General features: G+C 73.1%; 17 protein-coding genes. 14 read left to right on the top strand and 3 right to left on the bottom strand.

What is annotated here, in order from left to right; genetic code table 11:
- Nucleotides 1–29 precede the first annotated feature (29 nt).
- The 10 genes from AB0N31_RS03575 to AB0N31_RS03530 all read left to right on the top strand — a co-directional run bounded on the left by AB0N31_RS03575 (nucleotide 30) and on the right by AB0N31_RS03530 (nucleotide 11628).
- Complete coding sequence (locus AB0N31_RS03575) at nucleotides 30–1238, top strand: DegT/DnrJ/EryC1/StrS family aminotransferase (RefSeq protein WP_366056683.1); 1209 nt, start codon at nucleotides 30–32, stop codon at nucleotides 1236–1238.
- The gene (locus AB0N31_RS03570; protein WP_366056682.1) at nucleotides 1238–2308 is read left to right on the top strand and encodes a Gfo/Idh/MocA family oxidoreductase; all 1071 of its coding nucleotides are present in this window, start codon (nucleotides 1238–1240) and stop codon (nucleotides 2306–2308) included. The genes AB0N31_RS03575 and AB0N31_RS03570 overlap by 1 nt, the downstream gene beginning before the upstream one ends.
- Nucleotides 2305–3522: a DegT/DnrJ/EryC1/StrS family aminotransferase gene (locus tag AB0N31_RS03565; protein ID WP_366056681.1), complete on the top strand. Its 1218-nt coding sequence runs from the start codon at nucleotides 2305–2307 to the stop codon at nucleotides 3520–3522. Before AB0N31_RS03570 ends, AB0N31_RS03565 begins: the two co-directional genes overlap by 4 nt.
- Nucleotides 3515–4174, top strand: a complete 660-nt coding sequence (locus AB0N31_RS03560; RefSeq protein ID WP_366056680.1) for an HAD-IA family hydrolase — start codon at nucleotides 3515–3517, stop codon at nucleotides 4172–4174. Before AB0N31_RS03565 ends, AB0N31_RS03560 begins: the two co-directional genes overlap by 8 nt.
- Nucleotides 4171–4644: a type II 3-dehydroquinate dehydratase gene (locus AB0N31_RS03555; protein WP_366056679.1), complete on the top strand. Its 474-nt coding sequence runs from the start codon at nucleotides 4171–4173 to the stop codon at nucleotides 4642–4644. Before AB0N31_RS03560 ends, AB0N31_RS03555 begins: the two co-directional genes overlap by 4 nt.
- Entirely contained in the window at nucleotides 4641–6788 is a 2148-nt protein-coding gene (locus AB0N31_RS03550; RefSeq protein ID WP_366056678.1) for a class I adenylate-forming enzyme family protein, read from the top strand. Before AB0N31_RS03555 ends, AB0N31_RS03550 begins: the two co-directional genes overlap by 4 nt.
- On the top strand, nucleotides 6785–7750 hold the full coding sequence (locus AB0N31_RS03545; protein ID WP_366056677.1) for an ROK family protein: 966 nt from the start codon (nucleotides 6785–6787) through the stop codon (nucleotides 7748–7750). The genes AB0N31_RS03550 and AB0N31_RS03545 overlap by 4 nt, the downstream gene beginning before the upstream one ends.
- Nucleotides 7747–8619: a glycosyltransferase family 2 protein gene (locus tag AB0N31_RS03540; RefSeq protein WP_366056676.1), complete on the top strand. Its 873-nt coding sequence runs from the start codon at nucleotides 7747–7749 to the stop codon at nucleotides 8617–8619. The genes AB0N31_RS03545 and AB0N31_RS03540 overlap by 4 nt, the downstream gene beginning before the upstream one ends.
- Nucleotides 8616–10019 carry a condensation domain-containing protein gene (locus tag AB0N31_RS03535; RefSeq protein WP_366056675.1) on the top strand — a complete coding sequence of 468 codons (1404 nt, stop codon included), beginning with the start codon at nucleotides 8616–8618 and terminating at the stop codon, nucleotides 10017–10019. Before AB0N31_RS03540 ends, AB0N31_RS03535 begins: the two co-directional genes overlap by 4 nt.
- A gap of 316 nt (nucleotides 10020–10335) precedes the next feature.
- Complete coding sequence (locus AB0N31_RS03530) at nucleotides 10336–11628, top strand: condensation domain-containing protein (protein ID WP_366056673.1); 1293 nt, start codon at nucleotides 10336–10338, stop codon at nucleotides 11626–11628.
- A 38-nt stretch (nucleotides 11629–11666) separates the two neighbouring features.
- Here the strand turns inward: AB0N31_RS03530 and AB0N31_RS03525 are convergent, their stop codons facing one another.
- The gene (locus AB0N31_RS03525; protein ID WP_366056672.1) at nucleotides 11667–11972 is read right to left on the bottom strand and encodes a phosphopantetheine-binding protein; all 306 of its coding nucleotides are present in this window, start codon (nucleotides 11970–11972) and stop codon (nucleotides 11667–11669) included.
- Between the two features lie 322 nt (nucleotides 11973–12294).
- On the opposite strand from AB0N31_RS03525, the gene AB0N31_RS03520 reads away from it, so the two are divergent.
- From AB0N31_RS03520 to pntB, 4 genes are all read left to right on the top strand, one after another.
- The gene (locus tag AB0N31_RS03520) at nucleotides 12295–13587 is read left to right on the top strand and encodes an MFS transporter (RefSeq protein WP_366056671.1); all 1293 of its coding nucleotides are present in this window, start codon (nucleotides 12295–12297) and stop codon (nucleotides 13585–13587) included.
- Between the two features lie 194 nt (nucleotides 13588–13781).
- Entirely contained in the window at nucleotides 13782–13964 is a 183-nt protein-coding gene (locus tag AB0N31_RS03515; RefSeq protein WP_366056670.1) for a hypothetical protein, read from the top strand.
- Between the two features lie 281 nt (nucleotides 13965–14245).
- On the top strand, nucleotides 14246–15802 hold the full coding sequence (locus tag AB0N31_RS03510) for a Re/Si-specific NAD(P)(+) transhydrogenase subunit alpha (RefSeq protein ID WP_366056669.1): 1557 nt from the start codon (nucleotides 14246–14248) through the stop codon (nucleotides 15800–15802).
- A 6-nt stretch (nucleotides 15803–15808) separates the two neighbouring features.
- A complete protein-coding gene (pntB, locus tag AB0N31_RS03505) occupies nucleotides 15809–17275 on the top strand; it encodes a Re/Si-specific NAD(P)(+) transhydrogenase subunit beta (protein WP_366056668.1) in 1467 nt (488 codons plus the stop codon).
- Between the two features lie 28 nt (nucleotides 17276–17303).
- Here pntB and AB0N31_RS03500 read toward each other — a convergent pair whose 3' ends face one another.
- Both AB0N31_RS03500 and AB0N31_RS03495 read right to left on the bottom strand, forming a co-directional pair.
- Nucleotides 17304–17939, bottom strand: coding sequence for a response regulator transcription factor (locus AB0N31_RS03500; RefSeq protein WP_366056667.1), 636 nt, complete (start codon nucleotides 17937–17939; stop codon nucleotides 17304–17306).
- A complete protein-coding gene (locus tag AB0N31_RS03495) occupies nucleotides 17936–19156 on the bottom strand; it encodes a sensor histidine kinase (RefSeq protein WP_366056666.1) in 1221 nt (406 codons plus the stop codon). The genes AB0N31_RS03500 and AB0N31_RS03495 overlap by 4 nt, the downstream gene beginning before the upstream one ends.
- Nucleotides 19157–19288: the final 132 nt, after the last annotated feature.

Raw genomic sequence — 19288 nt, 5'->3', positions numbered from 1 at the left:
ACCGACCGACCGACTGAGAGGGACGCACTGTGGCTCTGGCACTCGACGGTGGGAATCCGGTCCGCCGCCACGACTTTCCGGCCTGGCCGTACCACGACGACACCGAGCGCGCGGCGCTGATCCGCGCGGTCGACCAGGGCCAGTGGTGGCGAGTCGGCGGTTCCGAGGTCACCTCGTTCGAGGCGGAGTTCGGCGAGTACCACGGCGGCACGACGCTCGCCGTCACCAACGGCACCCACGCCCTGGAACTCGGCCTGGAGCTGCTGGGCCTGAAGCCGGGCGACGAGGTGATCGTGCCCGCCTTCACCTTCATCTCCACCTCCATCGCCGTCCAGCGGGCGGGCGGCATCCCGGTCCCGGTCGACGTGGACCCCGTGACGTACTGCCTCGACCCGCAGGCCCTGGAGGCCGTCCGCACCCCGCGGACGCGCGTCGTCATCCCCGTGCACATGGCCGGGCACGTCGCCGACATGGACGCCATCGGCGCCTGGGCGGCCCGGCACGACGTCGTCGTCTTCCAGGACGCCGCGCACGCGCACGGCGCCGTCTGGTCCGGCCGGCGCATCGGTGACTTCGGCACGCTCGCCGCGTTCAGCTTCCAGAACGGCAAACTGATGACGGCGGGGGAGGGCGGAGCACTGCTCCTGCCGTCCGAGGAGTGGTACGACGAGGCGTTCGCCCGGCACAGCTGCGGCCGACCCATCGGCGACACGCACTACGAGCACCGCACCCCGTCGTCCAACTACCGCATGACGGAGTTCGCCGGCGCGGTGCTGCGCGCCCAGCTCTCGCGGCTCGCCGAGCAGAACGCGCGCCGCGAGAGCCGCTGGAAGACGCTTTCCGCGCTGCTGCGCGAGATACCCGGCGTGGTCCCGCAGGGCCGCGACCCGCGCTGTGACCTCAACCCGCACTACATGGCGATGGCCGTCCTCGACCCCGAGGCGCACCCCGCAACCGATCGCGACCTGGTGGTCAGGGCGCTGGTCGCCGAGGGTGTTCCCGCCTTCGTCAACTACCCCCCGGTCTACCGGACGCAGGCCCACGAGGCGCTGCGCGGCAGCGGACTCCCCGACACGGCCGAGCTCGCCGAGCGCAACCCGGTCAGCGAACACCTGGGCGCGCACGGCTTCTGGCTGCACCACCGGGTACTGCTCGGTACGGACGCCGACTGCGCCGACGTCGCCGAGGCCGTGGCCAAGGTGCTGTCCGAGCTGGCGGGGAAGAAGCGTCCCGCTTGATGAGGGTCGCCGTCGTCGGGCTCGGCTGGGTGGCCCGCGAGGTATGGCTGCCGCGGCTGGCCAAGCACCCGGACTTCGACGTCGTCGCCGTGGTGGAGCCGCGGCCCGAGGCCGTCGAGCGGACCGCCGCCCTGGTGGGCGGGGCGCGGGTGCACGGCGGTCACCAGGAACTCGGCCCGCACGAGGCCGACCTCGTCTTCGTCCTCACCCCGAACCACACCCACGGCGCCGTCGCGGGCCACTTCCTGCGCCAGGGCCTCGCCGTCTTCCTGGAGAAGCCCACCGGGACCGAGCCAGGCCACCTGCGGCTCCTGGAAGACGCGGCCCGCGACGGCGGGGGGCGGCTCCTGCTGTCCACCGCCGCCCGCCACCGCGCGGACGTGGGGGAGCTGGCCCGCCTCGTCGCCGACGGGGCGCTCGGCACGCCCCGCCTCGCCGAGCTGAGCTGGATCCGCTCCCGGGGCATTCCCGGCAGCGACTGGTTCGCCCGCCGGGAGACGTCCGGCGGCGGGGTCCTGGTCGACCTGGGCTGGCACGTCATCGACGTACTGCACCACCTGTGGGGCGCCTCCGCCGTGCGTCACGCCACCGCCCTCGCCTCCCGCGACTTCCTCACCCGCGAGGGCTGGGGCGCGCACTGGCACGCCGGCGCGACCGCCCTCGAGAACGCCGACGTCGAGGATCAGCTCACCGCCCTGCTGGCCACCGAGCGCTACGGCCTGCACCTGCGCTTCGCCTGGGCGTCGCACGAGGCGGTCGACCGGACCCGGCTGGTGCTGCACGGCACCGCCGGCACCGCCGAGCTGACCACTACGTTCGGCTTCAGCCCCCGACGCGTGACCGAACCCACGCTCACGCTCCGCCAGGAAGGCGGAGAGCGCCACGTGCCGCTGCCGCAGGCCTGCGTCGGCGACGAGTACGACCAGCAGCTCGACGCGCTGGCCGCCGAACTGGCCCGGGCCGATGCCACGGGCCGGGCCCTGCGCGAGGCCCGCGAGGCCCTGGCCGTCGTCGAAGCCTGCTACCGCGCCACGTCCGCCCGCTGGACAGCACCGGAGACGAATTCATGACTGCATCCCCGTCCGAGCCCACGGCACTGCGCTACGAACCGCTGCGCGGCCTGGCCCTGTGGGGCGAGGAGGAGAAGGCCGCCGCGCTCGACGTCCTGGAGAGCCGCTCCCTCTTCCGTTACTACGGTCCCGCGCTCCAGCACCGCGTCGAGCGGTTCGAGGAGCGGTTCGCCGCCCTTCACCAGGCACCCCACGCGGTCGGCGTCTCCTCCGGCACCGCCGCCCTGACCTGCGCACTGATCGGCCTGGGCATACCCGAGGGCGGCGAGGTCATCGTGCCGTCGGCCACCTTCATCGGCTGCGTCAACGCCGTCGTGGCCGCGCGCGGCATCCCCGTCTTCGCCGACATCGACGACTCGCTCACCCTCGACCCCACGGCGTGGGAACACCTCGTCACCGAGCGGACCTTCGCGGTCATGCCCGTCCACCTCAACAACGCCGCCGCCGACATGGACCCCATCCTGGCCGTCGCCCGCAAGCACGGCATCCGGGTCCTGGAGGACGCCGCCCAGGCCTGCGGTGTCAGCTACCGGGGGCGCCCGGTGGGGTCGATCGGCGACGCGGGCGCCTTCAGCTTCCAGTTGGAGAAGAACATCACCGCCGGTGAGGGCGGCGCCGTCGTCACGACGGACCCCGACGTCCACGACCGCGTGGTCCGCTACCAGGACCAGGGCGGGCAGTTCACCACCTCGCGCAGCGGCGAGCGCGGCGCCGCCGGCGAGGCCTTCCTCGGCGTCAACCTGCGGATGACCGAGATCGCCGGCGCCCTGCTCGCCGTACAGCTGGAACGGCTCACGCCGATGCTGCGACGGCTGCGCGACATCGCCCGGACCGTCCGCGCGGACCTCGCCGACCTCGAGCTCGAATGGCGGCGGCTGCCGGACGAAGAGGGCAGCGGCGGCGATCTCACGGTTCTGCTGGACAACCGCATGGCCGCCCGCCGGTTCGTCACCGTGCTCACCGCGGCCGGTATCCCCGCGGCCACGCTCTACTCGGGCCGGCTGGTCCAGCAGAACCCCTCCGTTCGCGCCGGCCGCACCGCCTGGGGAACCGCCTGGGACGCCACCGCGCGCCTGCGCGCCAGCGAGGCCGTGCTGGGCCGGTCCGTCACCGTCGGACTCGGCGCGACCATGACGGACGACGACGTCGCGCATCTGACGGCGAGCCTGCGCACCGCCGCCGAATCCGTCCGGAAGGGAACGAACGGTGAGTGATCCCCGGCCGCCGGCCGTCGTCCTGGACCTGGACGGCGTCCTCATCGACAGCATCCACGTGATGCGCAGGGCTTTCCAGCGCGCGTACGACCTCGTGGTCGGCGACGGCGAGGCCCCCTTCGAGGAGTACCTGACCCACCTCGGGCGGCACATGCCCGACACCCTGGCGATCATGGGCCTGCCCGTCGGGATGTACGAGCCGTTCGTCGTCGAGAGCCGCAAGCTGGTCCACGAGATCGAGGCGTGTCCCGGCGCCGCGGAACTGCTCACCGGACTGCGCGCGGCGGGCGTCCCGACCGCCGTGGCCACCGGCAAGACCCATGACCGTGCCGTCGAGGCCCTGGCGGCGACCGGTCTGCTGGACCTGGTGGACGCGGTGTGCGGCAGCGACGAGGTGGTCCACGGCAAACCGGCCCCGGACATCGTCCTGCTCGCCCTGGAGAAGATCGGAGCCAGTGCGGAGGGTGCCGTCATGGTCGGCGACTCCGCGCTGGACCTCCGGGCCGGCCGTGCGGCGGGCACCCGTACCGCCGCCTGCCTGTGGGGCCAGGGCGACCGGGAGGAACTGCTCGCCCACCGGCCCGACCTGGTGGCCGGGTCGTGCGCCGAACTGGCCGCCCTGCTGCACCGCCGTGAAGGGACCCCCGCGTGACCACCGCCCCGACCTCCCGTGACCTGCTGCTGCTCAACGGCCCCAACCTGGGCACGCTCGGCACCCGCGAACCCGGCATCTACGGCACCACCACCCTCGCGGAGGTGGAGGAGACGGTGGCCGAGCTGCTGGCCCGCGCCGGGTACGGGCTGCGCAGCGAACAGCACGACGGCGAGGGCGAGGTGATCCGCGCGCTGCACAAGCACCGCGACACCGTCGCCGCGATCGTCAATCCCGGCGCGCTGATGATCGCCGGCTGGAGCCTGCGCGACGCCCTCGCCGACTACCCGGCGCCCTGGGCCGAGGTGCACATCTCCAACGTCTGGGCCCGCGAGTCCTTCCGGCACAACTCGGTCGTCTCCCCGCTCGCCGTCGGCGTCATCGCGGGCTTCGGCACGCACGGCTACGAACTCGCCGCGCAGGCACTGGTGCGGCGGCTGGAGACGGCGGCGGAGGGCACGGAGAAGTGACCGCCGCGGACCTGTGGGAGGCCTTCTCCCGGGCGGATCTGGACCCGGACGCACGCGCGCTGGGCGACCTGACCCGCCGTACGGCCGTCGTACGGGTGACCGAGCTGGCCGAGCGGCTGCGCGCACAGGGCGTGCGGCCCGCGGAGGCCGTCGGACTCCAGGGGCCCAACCAGCCGGAATGGGTACTGGGCCTGCTCGCGCTCACCGCGGTCGGCGCCTGCCCCCTGCTGCTGCCGGCGGACTCGCCATCGGCGGAGACCCGCAGGCTGCTGAGGACCGCCGGGGCCCGCCGCACGCTGGTGGCGGACCCCGACCAGGCGGACCGGGCGGTGTTGCGGACGGAGGACGACAGGCCCGACGGGGCGTTCGCCGAGGACGGGACCACCACTGCCGACGCAGCCCCCGGCACCGGCACCCACGCCCCGGGCACGGTTCTGCTCGTCTCCTCCGGGTCGACCGGTACGCCCAAGGTCGTGGCCCGGTCGCCGCGTTCCGTGCTCGACGAGGGCGTGCGCTACCAGCGCGCCGGTCTGGCGCGGCCCGACGACCGCGTACTGCTGCCGCTGCCGCTGAGCCACGCCTACGCGCTCGGATGGCTGGCCGGGGCGCTGGTGGCCGGGGCGCACGTGGACCCGGTGCCGCCGCGTGCCGTCGGCGCGGTGCACACCCGGCTGCGCGAGCGGGCGACGGTCCTGGTCACCGTGCCCGGCCTGGCCCGTGTCCTGGCGCGCCGCCGGGCCCTGGTCGACGACGCGCCCTACCCCGCGCTGCGCCGGGTGATGGCCGGCGCCGGATACGTGGACGCCGAGCTGGACGCGCTGTGGACCCGCACCCTGGGCGTCGGCGTCTCGCGCAACTTCGGCTCCAGCGAGACGGGTGCCGTGCTGTGGGGGGAGCCGGGACTGCAGTCGGGAGCCGTCGGCCGTCCGATGCCCGGCGTCCGCGTCGACCTGCTGGACCCCGACGGCACACCGCTGCCCCACCAGGGCGCGGCGCAGGGAGAACTCGCGGTCGTCCTGGAGGACGGCTCGGCCCACCGCCTGCACGATCTGGCCGATCGCGACGAGCGCGGCGTCCACCGCATCCTGGGCAGAGCCCGGCTCGGAGTGGTACGCCGGGGGGCGCGCTGGGTCTCCACGATGGAGGTCGAGTCGGTGCTGCGAGCGGCCCCGGGGATCGCCGACGTCTCGGTCACGGTGACCGGCCCGGACGACTCGGACGACCAGGGACTCACCGTCGAGTACGTGCCCGCCGACGCCGAGCTGGCCGCCCCGCCACGGGTGCAGGCGTACGCCCGGGCCGAACTGGCCGCGTACAAGGTGCCCGACAGCTTCCAACCGCGCTTCCGGCTGCGCCGGTCCGCCATCGGCAAGGCACAGGCGGCCCCCGTGTACCGCCTCGGGCGCGGCGCCCGCCCCGAAACCGCGGCCGCGTCCACCCTGGCGACGGCCCTCACCGAACTCGGCCTGCCCCCGCTCCTGGCCGACGGCGGCACCGCGGCCGACCTGGCCCGGACCGCGGGGCTGCGCGCGGACGTGCTGTCGCCCGTCCTGGACACCGCCTGCGCGCTGGGGCTGTTGGTCACGGACACCGCCTCGGCGGGTGCGCCGGGGACCTGGGCGCCCGCCCCGGACGTCGCGTCCGCCGGCCGGGCACTGGCGGCCCGGGTGCGCGGCGACACGGCAGTCGCCGGAGCGCCGTCGCCGGCCGCTCCGGCCGGGCCCCCGGCGCCGGGCACGGCCCTGCGCGAGACCGTCGAGGAGCTGCTCGCCGGGGCCGGCGTCGACGGTGCGGTCCTGGAGATCGGTGACGGCAGTGCCCTGCCGTCGGCCGACGCGGAGTACGGCGCCTGCGTGGTCCTCGGCGGGATCCACGGCCCGGCCGCTCAACTCGGTTCACTCGCCGCCCTGCTGGGACCGAAGGGGCTGCTCGTGGTGGCCGACGCCTTCGTGCCCGACCCGCTCGCCCTCACCGACGAGACGAGCCGTACGACGGTCACCCGCTGGCTCGTCGACGGACACCTCCACTGGTGGACGACGCAGGAGCTGCGGGCCGGCCTGGAGGCGGTGGGGCTGCGGATGGAGACGAGTCTCGATACCGAGCACGCCCCGTTCGTGATCCTCGCCGCCCGGAAGCCGTCGTGACCGGCACGCCCCCGCCCACGGACGCCGGTACTGCGGGCGGCATCCTCGCCGTGGACATCGGAGGCACCAAGCTCGCCCTGCGCGCGGTCGCCTCCGGTGCGGCCGTGTACGAGGACGCCGTGCTGTGGCCCGTCGGCGGAGCCGTGGAGGACGATGCGGAGCTGCTGGAGGCCTCGGTGGCCAAGGCGGTCGGCGCGTGGGGAGAAGCACCCGTGCGCATAGGCGTGGCGACGGCGCCCAATGTCGGCGCCGACGGGTGTGTCGTGAGCTGGCCCAACCGGCCCGACTGGGTGGGCCGTTCACTGCGCGCGCCCTTCGCGGGCACCGGCGCCGAGGTCCTGTTCGGCGACGACGCGACACTCGCCGGCCTGGCCGAGGCCCGTTCGGCGGGCAGTCGTGACCTGGTCTACCTGGGCATCGGCACGGGCGTCGGCGGCGGGCTGGTCAGTGGCGGCAGACTGCTGACCGGTGCCTGGGGCACGGCGGGCGAGCTGGGCCACCTGGTGGTCGATCCGGAAGGCCCGCGTTGCCGGTGCGGCACGCGCGGCTGCCTGCAGGCCGCGGTCTCGGCCGAGGCGCTGGCCGCCCACGCTTCCGCGGGCCGCGGGCTTCCCACGACGACCTCCGAGCTGGTGGCGGGCGTGGACCGCGCCGAACCCTGGGCGGAGCGCACTGTCGACCACGCGGCCGACGCCATCGCCCGCGCGCTGCGGGCCCTCGTGGAGCTCGTCCAGCCCGCGCACGTACGCATCGGCGGCGGTCTCGGAGCCGCGCTCGCGCCCCTGCCGCACCGCGTCGCGCAGCACCTGTCCGCGACGGTCCGACCGGGCCGGCCGCTCCCGGAGGTCGGGCCGGCCGTCCACGGCCCCCACTCCTCCCTCGCCGGTGCCGTCCTGCTCGCCACCCACGGCACGAGCCTGCTCGGCGGGGCGGACCTGCTGGGCGGGGGGAGCCCGGCATGACCCGGCCGACCGCCAGTGTGGTCATCCCCACCCGCGACAAGGCGGACAGTCTGCGGCTCGTCCTCGCCTGCCTGGCCCGTCAGGTGTGCCCGGAGCCCTACGAGATCGTGGTCGTCGACGACGGCTGCACCGACGGCACCGCCGACGTCGTGGCGTCCGCCGCCGCACGGCTGCCCCTGCACGCCGTGCCGGGACCCCGGGTGGGCCGCGCGGCCGCACGCAACGCGGGGGCGGCCGCGGCCCGCGGCCGCCTGCTGCTCTTCCTGGACGACGACGTCCTGCTCCCGCCGCCGGCCCTGGCAGCCCACGTCGCCGAGCACACCGGCGGACCGCCCGCCTGCGTCCACGGTCCGGTCCGCGAACTGCCCGCCGCACGCCGCCTGCTGGCCACCGACCTCGACGAACTCCTGCCGGACCCGTACGCGGTGGCGACCGGCGGCCGGTTCGGGCGCACGGTGGTGAACGCCCTGGAGGCCGTGGTGGCCGGCATGGCCGAAGGCGAACTGGATTCCGTGGCACCGTGGTTGACCTGCATCGGAGCCAACACCTCGATGCCGTACGGTCTGTGGCGGCGATCCGGGGGCTTCGACGAGACCTTCGGCACGACATGGGGGTGCGAGGACCTGGAACTCGGCCTGCGCCTGTGGTCGTCGGGGGCCGGAATGCGCCTCTCTCCCGGCGCGCCGGGCGTGCACCTCACCCATGAACGCGCCGACCGCTGGGAACAGCACACGCTGAACCTCACCCGGTTCATCGACAAGCACCCCGTGCCCGCCGTACGCGCCCTGCCGGAGCTGCTCGGCCCCTCAGGAAGCAGCCGCCGCTACGTCACGACCGTACGCACTCTGGAAGAGAGCGCTCCTCCATGATCCACCAGGCCCAGACCCGCCCTGCCTCGGCCGGCCCCACCCCCCTGCCCCTGTTCTCCCGGCAAAACTGGTGCTGGGAGTGGACGCGAAGCTACACCGGAGACTCCACTCCGATCGAGTCGTCCGAGACCCTGCTGTTCCGGGGTCCGCTCGACACGGGAGCACTGCGGGACACGCTGGCCGAGATCGCCACCCGGCACGAGGCGCTGCGCCTGCACCTGGTGGCGGATGCCGGACCGGGCCCCTCCGCGGCCTGGCCCGGACAGGCGCTGCGGCCCGGACCGGGGCCGCTCGACACCGTACGGGCCGCGCCGCAGGAGCGTGCCGCGGAGGTGACGCGGGTCCTCTCCCGGCCCCTTGACCTGACAGACCGCATGACGCGCACGACCCTGGTGCGCACGGGCGAGGAGGAGCACGTCCTCGTCGCGCAGTTCCACCACCTGATCTTCGACGGCACCTCCCACCTCCTCTTCCGGGACCTCCTCGCCCACGGCTACCGCGAGCGCGTCGTACCGGACCACGGCACCGTCGAGCACTGTCGTGCCCCGGAGAGCTACACCGGGCTGATCGGACGGGAGCACACGCCCGAGGCGCGCTCCGCCGTGCGCGCACGGGCAGCCGCCCTCGCCGGCGAACTGCGGGCGTACGGCACGGCGGACCCGCTGCCGGGCGACGCCGGGGCGGTCGTCCCCGAGGCGGAGTTCGCCTCCGTGCCGCTGACGCTGACGGCCGAGCGGACCCGGTGGTTGCTGCGGCGCTCGCGCGCCGAGCGCGTCACGCTCCACACCGTCCTGCTGGCGGCCCTCAGCCACGCCGTCGCCACCGAGTACGAACGGGACCGCCTGGTGTGCTCCGTGTACACGCACGGGCGCACCTCCGCGAGCGCCCGCGAGACGCTCGGGCTGTTCAGTACGGTCGTCCCGGTGCCGGTCGACACGGAGTTCCGGTCCCTGCCGGCGTTCGTCAGGGACGTCCACGGCAGGATCCAGCGAGCCACGGAGTACACCGACGTGCCGTTCAGCGAGGTCGCCTCCCGCGTGGTGGACCGCCCGCACGCCGACGGGGCCTACCACCGCAGCGCCCTGGCCCACCTGGAACTGCGACTGAGCGGAGTGACCGGCTGGTTGCCGGAAGAGCCGAACCGGACACCGCCGTTGCCGCACGGGCTCACCATGACCCCGCAGGGCCTGTACCCCGACCACCCGGTCCCGGTCTTCGCCGGCCCCGAGCAGGCCCTGGCGTGCGCCACCACCCTCTTCGCCGACCTGGAGATGACGGACGGGGCCCTCACCGGCTCGTTGTGGTACGAGAATCGCTACCACGATGCCGGAAGGGCGGCCCGGGTGGGCGACGTATTCATGCACTTCGTGGCACGACTGAGCGAGGACAGCATTTCATGATGTCTCGTCAGGAAAACAAGACGGGGCGTACATCGACGGAGTGGTGACCGTGTGAAACCCAAACTCCCGAAGCCCTGGGCTTATTGACGAGAGATCACTTCGGCTGGAACCATTCCCCCTGCCACCGACCGGTGGTTGAGGAACCCTCTGAGTAGATGGGAAGTTGACATGATGAAGGTCAACTCTGTAAGCCTCGCGCTCATCAACCTCGAGCAGCTCCGCCGTCAGGCCGCGGCGAAGTAAAACCACCGACAAGTGCCGCACGGGGTCACGACTTCCCGTGCGGCACTCGTCGCACCTTCGGGCGAGGGAACGCATGGACCAGGGGAGTGGAAGCACGTACGCCAGGGAATTGAGCCGTCAGCAGCAACGGCTCTGGGAAGTGGAGTGCGTAGTTCGAGGAAGCGCGCTGCTGCACACCGGCATTGCGCTGCGCCTTGACGGAATGCTCGACGAGAAAAGGCTTTCCCACGCGGTCGAGACCGTATTCCGGCGCCATGAGCTGCTCGACACGGGCTTCCGTGCGGACGGTGACACGCTGACCCTCGGCCCGGCTCCGCACCACGAGGTGCGCGTCCGGCACCGTCCGGACCTGTGTGCGGACCAGGTCGAGCACCTCGCCGAAGTACGTCGGGCGGCGGCCGCGGCCCATGCGGAGATCTTCCCCTTCCTGGGCGAGTCCCTGGCTCGCGCCGACCTGACGCTGCTCGGCGACGGCAGCGGGGTCCTGCTCCTCACCTTCCACCGGCTCGTGATGGACCTGTTCTCCCTGCACCAGGTGGTGACGGACCTTCAGGAGGCCTACCTGCGCGGGCCGGCCGAGCCGCCCGCGCCGGCACACCGGTACTCCGAACTCCTGGCGGCACGCGAACACCGCAGGTCCGCCGACTGGGACTTCTGGCGTACGGAGCTGTCCGGCTTCCCCACGCCGTGGATCGGCGAGAGGCGGCCGGAGCCGGGCTGGCTGCCCGACGGCGCCGAGCTGCGCGTCCCCCTCGACCCCGCCCTGTCCGGCCTGCTCCGGACGAACGCGCGCGCCGCGCGCTGCACACCCACGGTGTACGTCACCGCCGCGGCGGCCCGTCAGGTGCTGGAGCGGTCCGGGGCCGAGGACCTGGTCCTGGGCACCATGTCCGCGAACCGCATGGACTCCGATGCGGTGGGCCCGCTCGCGCAGGCGGTGCTCGTTCGCGTCGGCCCCTCGGCACCGCACGGTGGCCTGGGGGTGCTCGCCCAGGTGCGGCGCGGGCTGCGCGAGGGAATGGCCCACCAGGGAGTGGAGTTCGAGGAGATCGTCGATCTGCTCACGAACGGGATGGGTGTGGCGCGCGACGATCTGGCCCCGCTGAGCGTGAGCGTGACCGCGGACTCCTGGAAGAGCTCCGTGGCGGGGGTCTCCTTCGCCCCCTTCGACCTCGACGACGACCAGGGCGAGGACGAGGGCACCGCCGCGCCGGTGGTACGCCCGTCCCAGCTGGACCTGGAGCTCGATCTGTCCGGTGGGCGGCCGCAGTTGGTCCTGACCTACGACCGCCGGTGTTTCGGTGCGCAGTGGTGCGAACGGTTCGCGACCGACCTGCTGGAAGACCTGGCAGCCGGTCGGTGCTGACCGGACGGTCCGGTCGCGACCGTGCCGCCGTCGCCCGGTCAGACAGACCCGGCACGTGTGCCGTCGATCGACTCCAGTCCCAGCCGCAGCACGTCCCCGAAGCGCGCCTCGTCGAGGAGCGCGGTCATCAGCGTGACGTCCAGGTCCTCGGCGTCCGGCGCGAAAGCGGCGGCCTGCGAGGCGATCCGGGCCGCGTCGATCGAGGTGCCTCCGGCCTCGTAGAAGTCCGAGTCCTCCTGCGGGAGGGAACCGAGCACGTCGTGCCATGCCTGTGCGAGTGCCGCCGTGAGACCGTCGGGTCCGTCCGGGCCCCGCCGCGCTGCCGAGGTGTCCACATCTGCCATGGCAGGAACATAACGCACCCCCTTCACTCCATCCGGAGTTTTGCGGTGCCGCGGCACGACCGCCTCGACGAGGGGCTTCGGCCGGCGTCGAGGGCAGCGTCGAAGCCGCCCCAACCGCCGTGCCCGGTACGGAGGGAGGACGGCGTTGTGAAGATTCCCGAGGACCACTGACCGTTTGATCGGACTCACATATTCTGTCCGGCGTTGTGCCGGGCATGTACGGAGCACGGCGAAGGCGCAGGTCGCGCCGGGCAGGTCGAGAGAGGAGCGGACGGGTGAGTCACGCACGCGGCCCGGTAACGGGCCCGACGGGGGACACGCGATGACCGACGGCCTGGCGGCTCGACTGCCTCTGGACCTGCTGCGCGAGCGGAACCTGCGGCGGCTGTTCTGCGCGCAGGCCGCCTCGGTCCTGGGCAGCAGCATGATGCCCATCGCCCTGTCCTTCGCCGTGCTGGAACACGGCGGTGGGGCGAGCGGAGTCGGCCTGGTGCTGGGCGCGCAGACCGCGCCCCTCATGGTGTTCCTCCTGGCGGGCGGTGTGCTCGCGGACCGGTGGGGCCGCCGGATCACCATGATCGGGAGCGACCTCGTCCGCGCCGCCATCGAAATCACCGTCGTGGTCGTCCTGTTGACCGTCGGCATGCCACTGATCGGTTTCGTCGCCTTCGCCGCGGCGCTCTCCGTCGCCGCCGCGTTCTTCCACCCTGCCTTCCACGGGTTCGTCCCGGAGGTCGTCTCCGGCAAGCGACTCCAGGAGGCCAACGCCCTGGGCTCCACACTCAACTCGATCGGCTCGCTGCTCGGACCCGCCGTCGCCGGCGCGCTCGTGGCCTGGACCGAGCCGGCCTGGGTCATCGCCATCGACGCGGCCACCTTCCTGGTCAGCGCCCTGTTCCTGGCCGGAGTGCGCACCTCGTCGTCCCCCAGGGACCCCGCTCGCGAAGACGAGAGCTTCTGGCAGCAATTGCGTTACGGATGGCGCGAGTTCAGCTCCCGCACCTGGCTGTGGTCCCTGCTCGCCTACACGTCGCTGGCGTCCACTTTCGTCCTGGGACCCGTGATGGTGCTGGGCATCACCTTCGTCGGCGGCAAGGAGAACGGCGCCGCCCAGTGGGGCACCGTCATGGCCGCGCAAGGCGTCGGTTCCCTCCTGGGCGGATTCGCCGGAATGCGGCTGCGCTTCCGAAGGCCGCTGCTCGCCTCCGTCTTCTGCACGTTCGGCCTGGGCGCCTTCGCCGGCCTCCTCGCCCTGCGCGCGCCCGTGTACGTACTGGTCGCGGGCTCGCTGCTGTCCGGCGCCGGATTCGCGCTGCTGCACATCCTCTGGACGAGCAGCCTCCAGGCAGATGTGCCCTCCGACGCGATGTCCCGCGTCAGCGCGTACGACGGTGTGGCGACCGTGCTCTCCATGACCGTGGGCTACTGGTGGGCGGCTCCGGTCGCGGACCGGGTCGGGACGGCGCCGCTGCTGTGGTTCGGCGTGGTGTGGACCGTGGCGAGCGCCGCCGTGATGGTCATGCTGCCGCAGATCCGCCGGTCCGCGCCGGGAACGGGGAAGGACGGGGCGGGAGGGATCGCCCCGGAGGCGCGGGAGCCCTCCACCGCGGCCTGAGAGACGCCACCGACAGGTACAGCACGACACGTCGGCCACCGCTGCCGCGGGGGAGGAGCCGGCCCCGGCTGCCCGCCCGGACGGCCGGCCCCGCCCCGGGGCAGTGGCCCGGCTTCCTCGAAGGGCTTCTCTGCGGCGGGATCCTTCCCGGCTCGGACTGCGCGCCACCACAAGGAAGGAACGAGAGGGATCCGATGCCGGAGCCCGGTCTGTCGGTCATCACCGGAGCCGTGAGCTCCCTCCCGGACACGTACGCCGCGTTCTGCGCGCAAGCCGACCGCCGTCCCGAGCGGGCGGCGGTCCGGCACGGCACCGAGGCCCGCACCTGTCGCGAACTGCACTCCGCGGTGGAGAACCTGGCCGCCAGGCTGCACTGACGGGGAGTACGCCCCGGCACGCCGGTCGCTGTGTACACGGAGCGCGGCGCCCGCGCGGCCGGCGATCGTGCTGCCGTCGGGGTCTCCGCCGGTCCCCGCGGGGTCGCGTCCCGCTCCGTCCGTCCTCGGCCGTCGGCGCAAGGTGAAGCACGTCACCGTCCGTTCGCGTTGGCCCGTACCCGTCTGACGGGTAGGTTCCAGCGATCACGGGGGAGGACGTTCCCAACCGTCCCGAGCGCAGATTTCCCTTCCGCACCCTCTTCTGACGAGAGATACAGGACATGTCTGCTCAAGAACGCTCACAGCATCCTCCCCGGCGTATCGGCGTAGTCGCCGAGTCCGTCTCCGGGGAGACGCGGATCGCGGCGACCCCGGCAACGGTGCGACTGCTGCTGGGCCTCGGCTACGAGGTCGTCGTCGAGTCCGGGGCCGGTGAGGCCTCCGGCTTCGGCGACCAGGCGTACGCCGACGCCGGCGCGGGGATCGGCGGGGCCTGGGACGCGGATGTCGTCCTCAAGGTGAACGCCCCCTCCGAGACGGAGATCCGCCGGTTGCGAAGAGGCACCACCGTGGTCGCCCTGCTGAGCCCGGCGCAGAACCCCGAGCTGCTCCAGGCGCTCGCCGACGCCGGGGTGACCGCCCTGGCGCTGGACGCGGTGCCGCGCATCTCGCGGGCCCAGTCGATGGACGTGCTGTCCTCGATGGCCAACATCGCCGGCTACCGCGCGGTCGTCGAGGCCGCGCACGTCTTCGGACGGTTCTTCACCGGCCAGGTCACCGCGGCGGGCAAGGTGCCGCCGGCGAAGGTGCTGGTGGCCGGCGCAGGCGTGGCCGGACTCGCGGCGATCGGCGCCGCCTCCAGCCTCGGCGCGATCGTGCGCGCCACCGACCCGCGGCCGGAGGTCACGGACCAGGTGAAGTCGCTGGGCGGCGAGTACCTGCAGGTGGAAGCCGCCCAGGAGGCGAGCACCGACGGCTACGCCAAGGCGACCTCCGCCGACTACGACCGCGCCGCCGCCGAGCTCTACCACGAGCAGGCCAAGGACGTGGACATCGTGATCACCACCGCGCTGATCCCCGGCCGGCCGGCACCGCGCCTGCTGACGGCCGAGGACGTGGCCGTCATGAAGCCGGGCAGCGTCATCGTCGACATGGCCGCCGCGATGGGCGGCAACGTCGAGGGCACCGTGCCGGGGCGGACGGTGGTGACCGACAACGGCGTCACCATCATCGGCTACACCGACCTGGCCTCCCGGCTCCCGGCCCAGGCTTCGCAGATGTTCGGCACCAACCTGGTGAACCTGATGAAGCTGCTCACCCCCGGCAAGGACGGGCAGTTGTCGATCGACTTCGACGACGTCGTGCAGCGGGCGGTGACCGTGGTGCGCGCCGGTGACGTCACCTGGCCGCCGCCGCCCGTCGCGGTCTCGGCCGCGCCCGCCGCGCAGCCCGCGGCCGCACCCGAAGCGCCCGAACCGAAGCAGCCGAGACTGACGCCCGCGCGGCGCTTCGGCCTGATCGGGCTCGGGATGCTCGCGCTGTTCCTGCTGGTGGCCTTCGCTCCCGCGCAACTCGCCGGCAATTTCACCGTGTTCGCGCTGGCGGTGGTCATCGGCTACTACGTCATCGGCAAGGTGCACCATGCGCTGCACACCCCGCTGATGTCGGTGACCAACGCGATCTCCGGGATCGTCGTGATCGGCGCCCTGCTGCAGATCGGGCACGAGAGCCGGATCGTCACCACACTGTCCTTCGTGGCGATCCTGCTGACGAGCGTCAACATCTTCGGAGGTTTCGCCGTCACCCGCCGCATGCTGTCCATGTTCTCGAAAGGCTGAGCCGAGATGACCTCCCTGACGGCTTCACACGCTGCCGACCTGGTCGCCGCCCTGCTGTTCATCCTCAGCCTGGCCGGCCTGTCCCAGCACCGCACCTCCCGCGCCGGCGTCGTCTACGGCATCGCCGGGATGGCCCTCGCCCTGGTCGCCACCGTGGTCGTGGCGGCGCAGAGCATCACCGCCGGAGCGGTCGCGCTGATCGTGCTGGCGATGGCACTCGGCGCGGCGACCGGCCTGTGGCGGGCCCGCCGCGTCGAGATGACACAGATGCCCGAACTGATCGCCGTCCTTCACAGCTTCGTCGGCCTGGCCGCGGTGCTGGTGGGCTGGAACAGCTACCTGGAAGTGGAGTCCCACGGCGCGGCGCAGACCCGTGTCGGTGCCGACCTGCTGGGCATCCACCACGCCGAGGTGCTCATCGGGGTCTTCATCGGCGCGGTCACGTTCACCGGCTCGATCGTCGCGTTCCTGAAGCTGTCGGCGCGCATCAGGTCCGCTCCCCTGATGCTGCCGGGCAAGAACGCGCTGAACATCGGCGCGCTCATGGCGTTCGTCGGGCTGACCGTCTGGTTCACGATCAGCCCGAACCTGCCCCTGATGATCGCGGTGACCGTACTGGCGCTGGCGCTCGGCTGGCACCTGGTCGCCTCGATCGGCGGCGGCGACATGCCGGTCGTCGTCTCCATGCTGAACAGCTACTCGGGCTGGGCGGCGGCCGCGGCCGGCTTCCTGCTCGACAACAACCTGCTCATCGTCACGGGCGCACTGGTGGGCTCCTCCGGTGCCTACCTGTCGTACATCATGTGCAAGGCGATGAACCGGTCGTTCCTCTCCGTCATCGCGGGTGGCTTCGGCATCGAGGCGCCGTCCGGCGGCGAGCAGGATCACGGCGAGCACCGCGAGGTGCGGGCCGTGGAGGCGGCCCAGATGCTGGCCCAGGCCCGATCGGTGATCATCACGCCCGGATACGGCATGGCCGTCGCGCAGGCCCAGCACCCGGTCGCGGAACTGACGCGGCGGCTGCGCGAGCAGGGTGTCGAGGTCCGCTTCGGCGTCCACCCCGTCGCCGGGCGCCTGCCCGGTCACATGAACGTGCTGCTGGCCGAGGCGAAGGTGCCGTACGACATCGTCCTGGAGATGGACGAGATCAACGACGACTTCACCGAGACCTCGGTCGTCCTGGTGATCGGCGCCAACGACACCGTCAATCCCGCCGCCACCGACGACCCGAGCAGCCCGATCGCCGGCATGCCGGTGCTGCGGGTCTGGGAGGCCGAGCAGGTCATCGTCTTCAAGCGCTCCATGGCCTCCGGCTACGCGGGCGTGCAGAACCCCCTCTTCTTCCGCGAGAACAGCGGCATGCTCTTCGGCGACGCCAGACAGAGCGTGGAGGAGATCCTGCACGCGCTCGGCACCGACGGCCGACGCGACGCGCCCCCGGCCGCCCGCCAGACGACCGCGGCCGGCCACTGACAGGCGGAGGGCCGGGGCGAGTGCCCCGTCAACGGCGGATCAGACCGAGTTCCGTGGCGACGGCGACGGCGGCGGTGCGGGAGTCGACGTCGAGCTTGGCGTAGACACGGGCCAGGTGGGACTTGACGGTTCCTTCGGTCAGGTGGAGGCGGGCGCCGATGGCCTGGTTGGACAGGCCCCCGGCGACCAGGGTGAGGACTTCCGTCTCGCGCCGGGTCAAGGCGGTGCCGGGGGCACGCAGCCGGTGCATCAGCCGGTCCGCAACGCTGGGCGCCAGGATGGTGCGTCCCGCCGCGGCGGTGCGCACGGCGGCGGCCAGGTCCTCGGGCGGGGCGTCCTTGAGGAGGTAGCCGGTGGCACCGGCCTCGATCGCGGGGAGGGTGTCGGCGTCGGTGTCGTAGGTGGTGACGATCAGTACGCGGGGGCCGTCCGCCAAGGCGGTGATCCGGGCGGTGGCCTCGGCGCCGTTCATTCCCCTGCCGAACTGGAGGTCCATGAGGACCACGTCGATGTCGCCCCGGGCGGCGCGCGCGACGGCCTCCTCGGCGGTGGCGGCCTCGGCCACCACGTCGATGCCGTCCTCGGTCTGCAGTACGGCGCGCAGCCCGGCCCGGACCACGGGGTGGTCGTCGGCCACGAGCAGGCGGATGGGGTGGTCGGTCACGGACGGGCCTCGGGTTCGGAAGGTGGGACGAGGGGCAACCGGGCGGCCAGGGCGGTGCCGTGGCCGGGGGCGGAGTCGACGGTGAGCGTGCCTCCGAGTGCCTGGGCGCGGGCGCGCATGGCGGCCAGGCCGAACCCGCCACCCTCGGGGTCGGGTTCGGGCGGAGGGGCGGGGTCGAAGCCGCGTCCGTCGTCGACGACGTCAAGGACGGTCTCGTCGTCGGCGTAGCCGAGCGTGACGTCGACGGCGGTGGCCTCGGCGTGCCGGACGGTGTTCGCCAGGGCGGACTGGGCGATGCGCAGCAGCGCGACCTCGTGCGCGGTCGCAAGCGGTACCGGGGTGCCGGTGAGGTGGAAGCGTGCGGTGAGCCGGTGCCGGGTGCCGGTGGTGGCGCACAGGCGTTCCAGGGCGCCGGCCAGGGTGGCGCTCTCCAGGGCGGGCGGGCTGAGGGCGGCGACGAAGCGGCGGGCCTCGGCGAGGTTGTCGACGGCCGCCTGCCGTGCCTGGTCGACGTAGTGGGCCGCGTTCTCCGGTGCGTGGGGGAGAGCCCGTTCGGCGGCGCGGAGCAGGAGCTGGATGCTGGAGAAGCCCTGCGCGAGGGTGTCGTGGATCTCGCGGGCCAGGCGTTCGCGTTCGGCCAGCACCCCGGCGGTGTGCTGGACGCGGGCCAGGTCGGCGCGGGTGGCGGTGAGCTCCTCGATCAGGCGCCTGCGCTGTTCGCTCTCCCGGTACAGGGCCTGGTACCCCCACACCACCGCGACGGCGACGGCGGCGCCGAGCGCGGGACCGATGGCCGTGGCGGGGCTGAAGGAGCGCTGATGGGCGGCGAAGCCGGTGACGGCCGCCGCCGCGGTGGCGGCCACGGCGGCGAGCCCGGCGCGGCGCGGCAGCAGGTGAAGCTGGAGGAAGTACAGCGGGAACGCCACCCACACGGCGTCGGGGGACAGGGCCAGCAGTACCAGCCACACCGTGCCCACGGTGGCCAGCCACCAGGCGGCGGCGGGCCGGGAGGAGCGGACGCGGGGCAGGAGCGGTCCGGCGGCGTACACCAGGCCGCATGCCGCGGCCGCGACGACGATCACCCCGGCATGAGGCCGGCCGGCGGTGAGGGCCCGGCCGGCGGCCAGGGCGAGCAGGCAGACGATCAGCAGGTGCAGGCACCAGGCCAGCGCCCGGGTGGTCGGGGTGGGGGTGGGGGTGGGGGCAGCGATGTTCACAGTGCCTCCCAGGCTACGAAGACGAGCTTCCGGGGGCCTCCATCGAAAGGTACAAACCGCATGCCGTCTTCCGGCCCGTGAAGTGGGGTCCTGCGCCGGACGCGCGCGCAGGGAGCCGACTGCGACGGTGGA

The organism is Streptomyces sp. NPDC051051, assembly GCF_040682975.1.
GTDB lineage: Bacteria > Actinomycetota > Actinomycetes > Streptomycetales > Streptomycetaceae > Streptomyces.
This window is presented reverse-complemented; position numbering and strand designations above follow the sequence as displayed.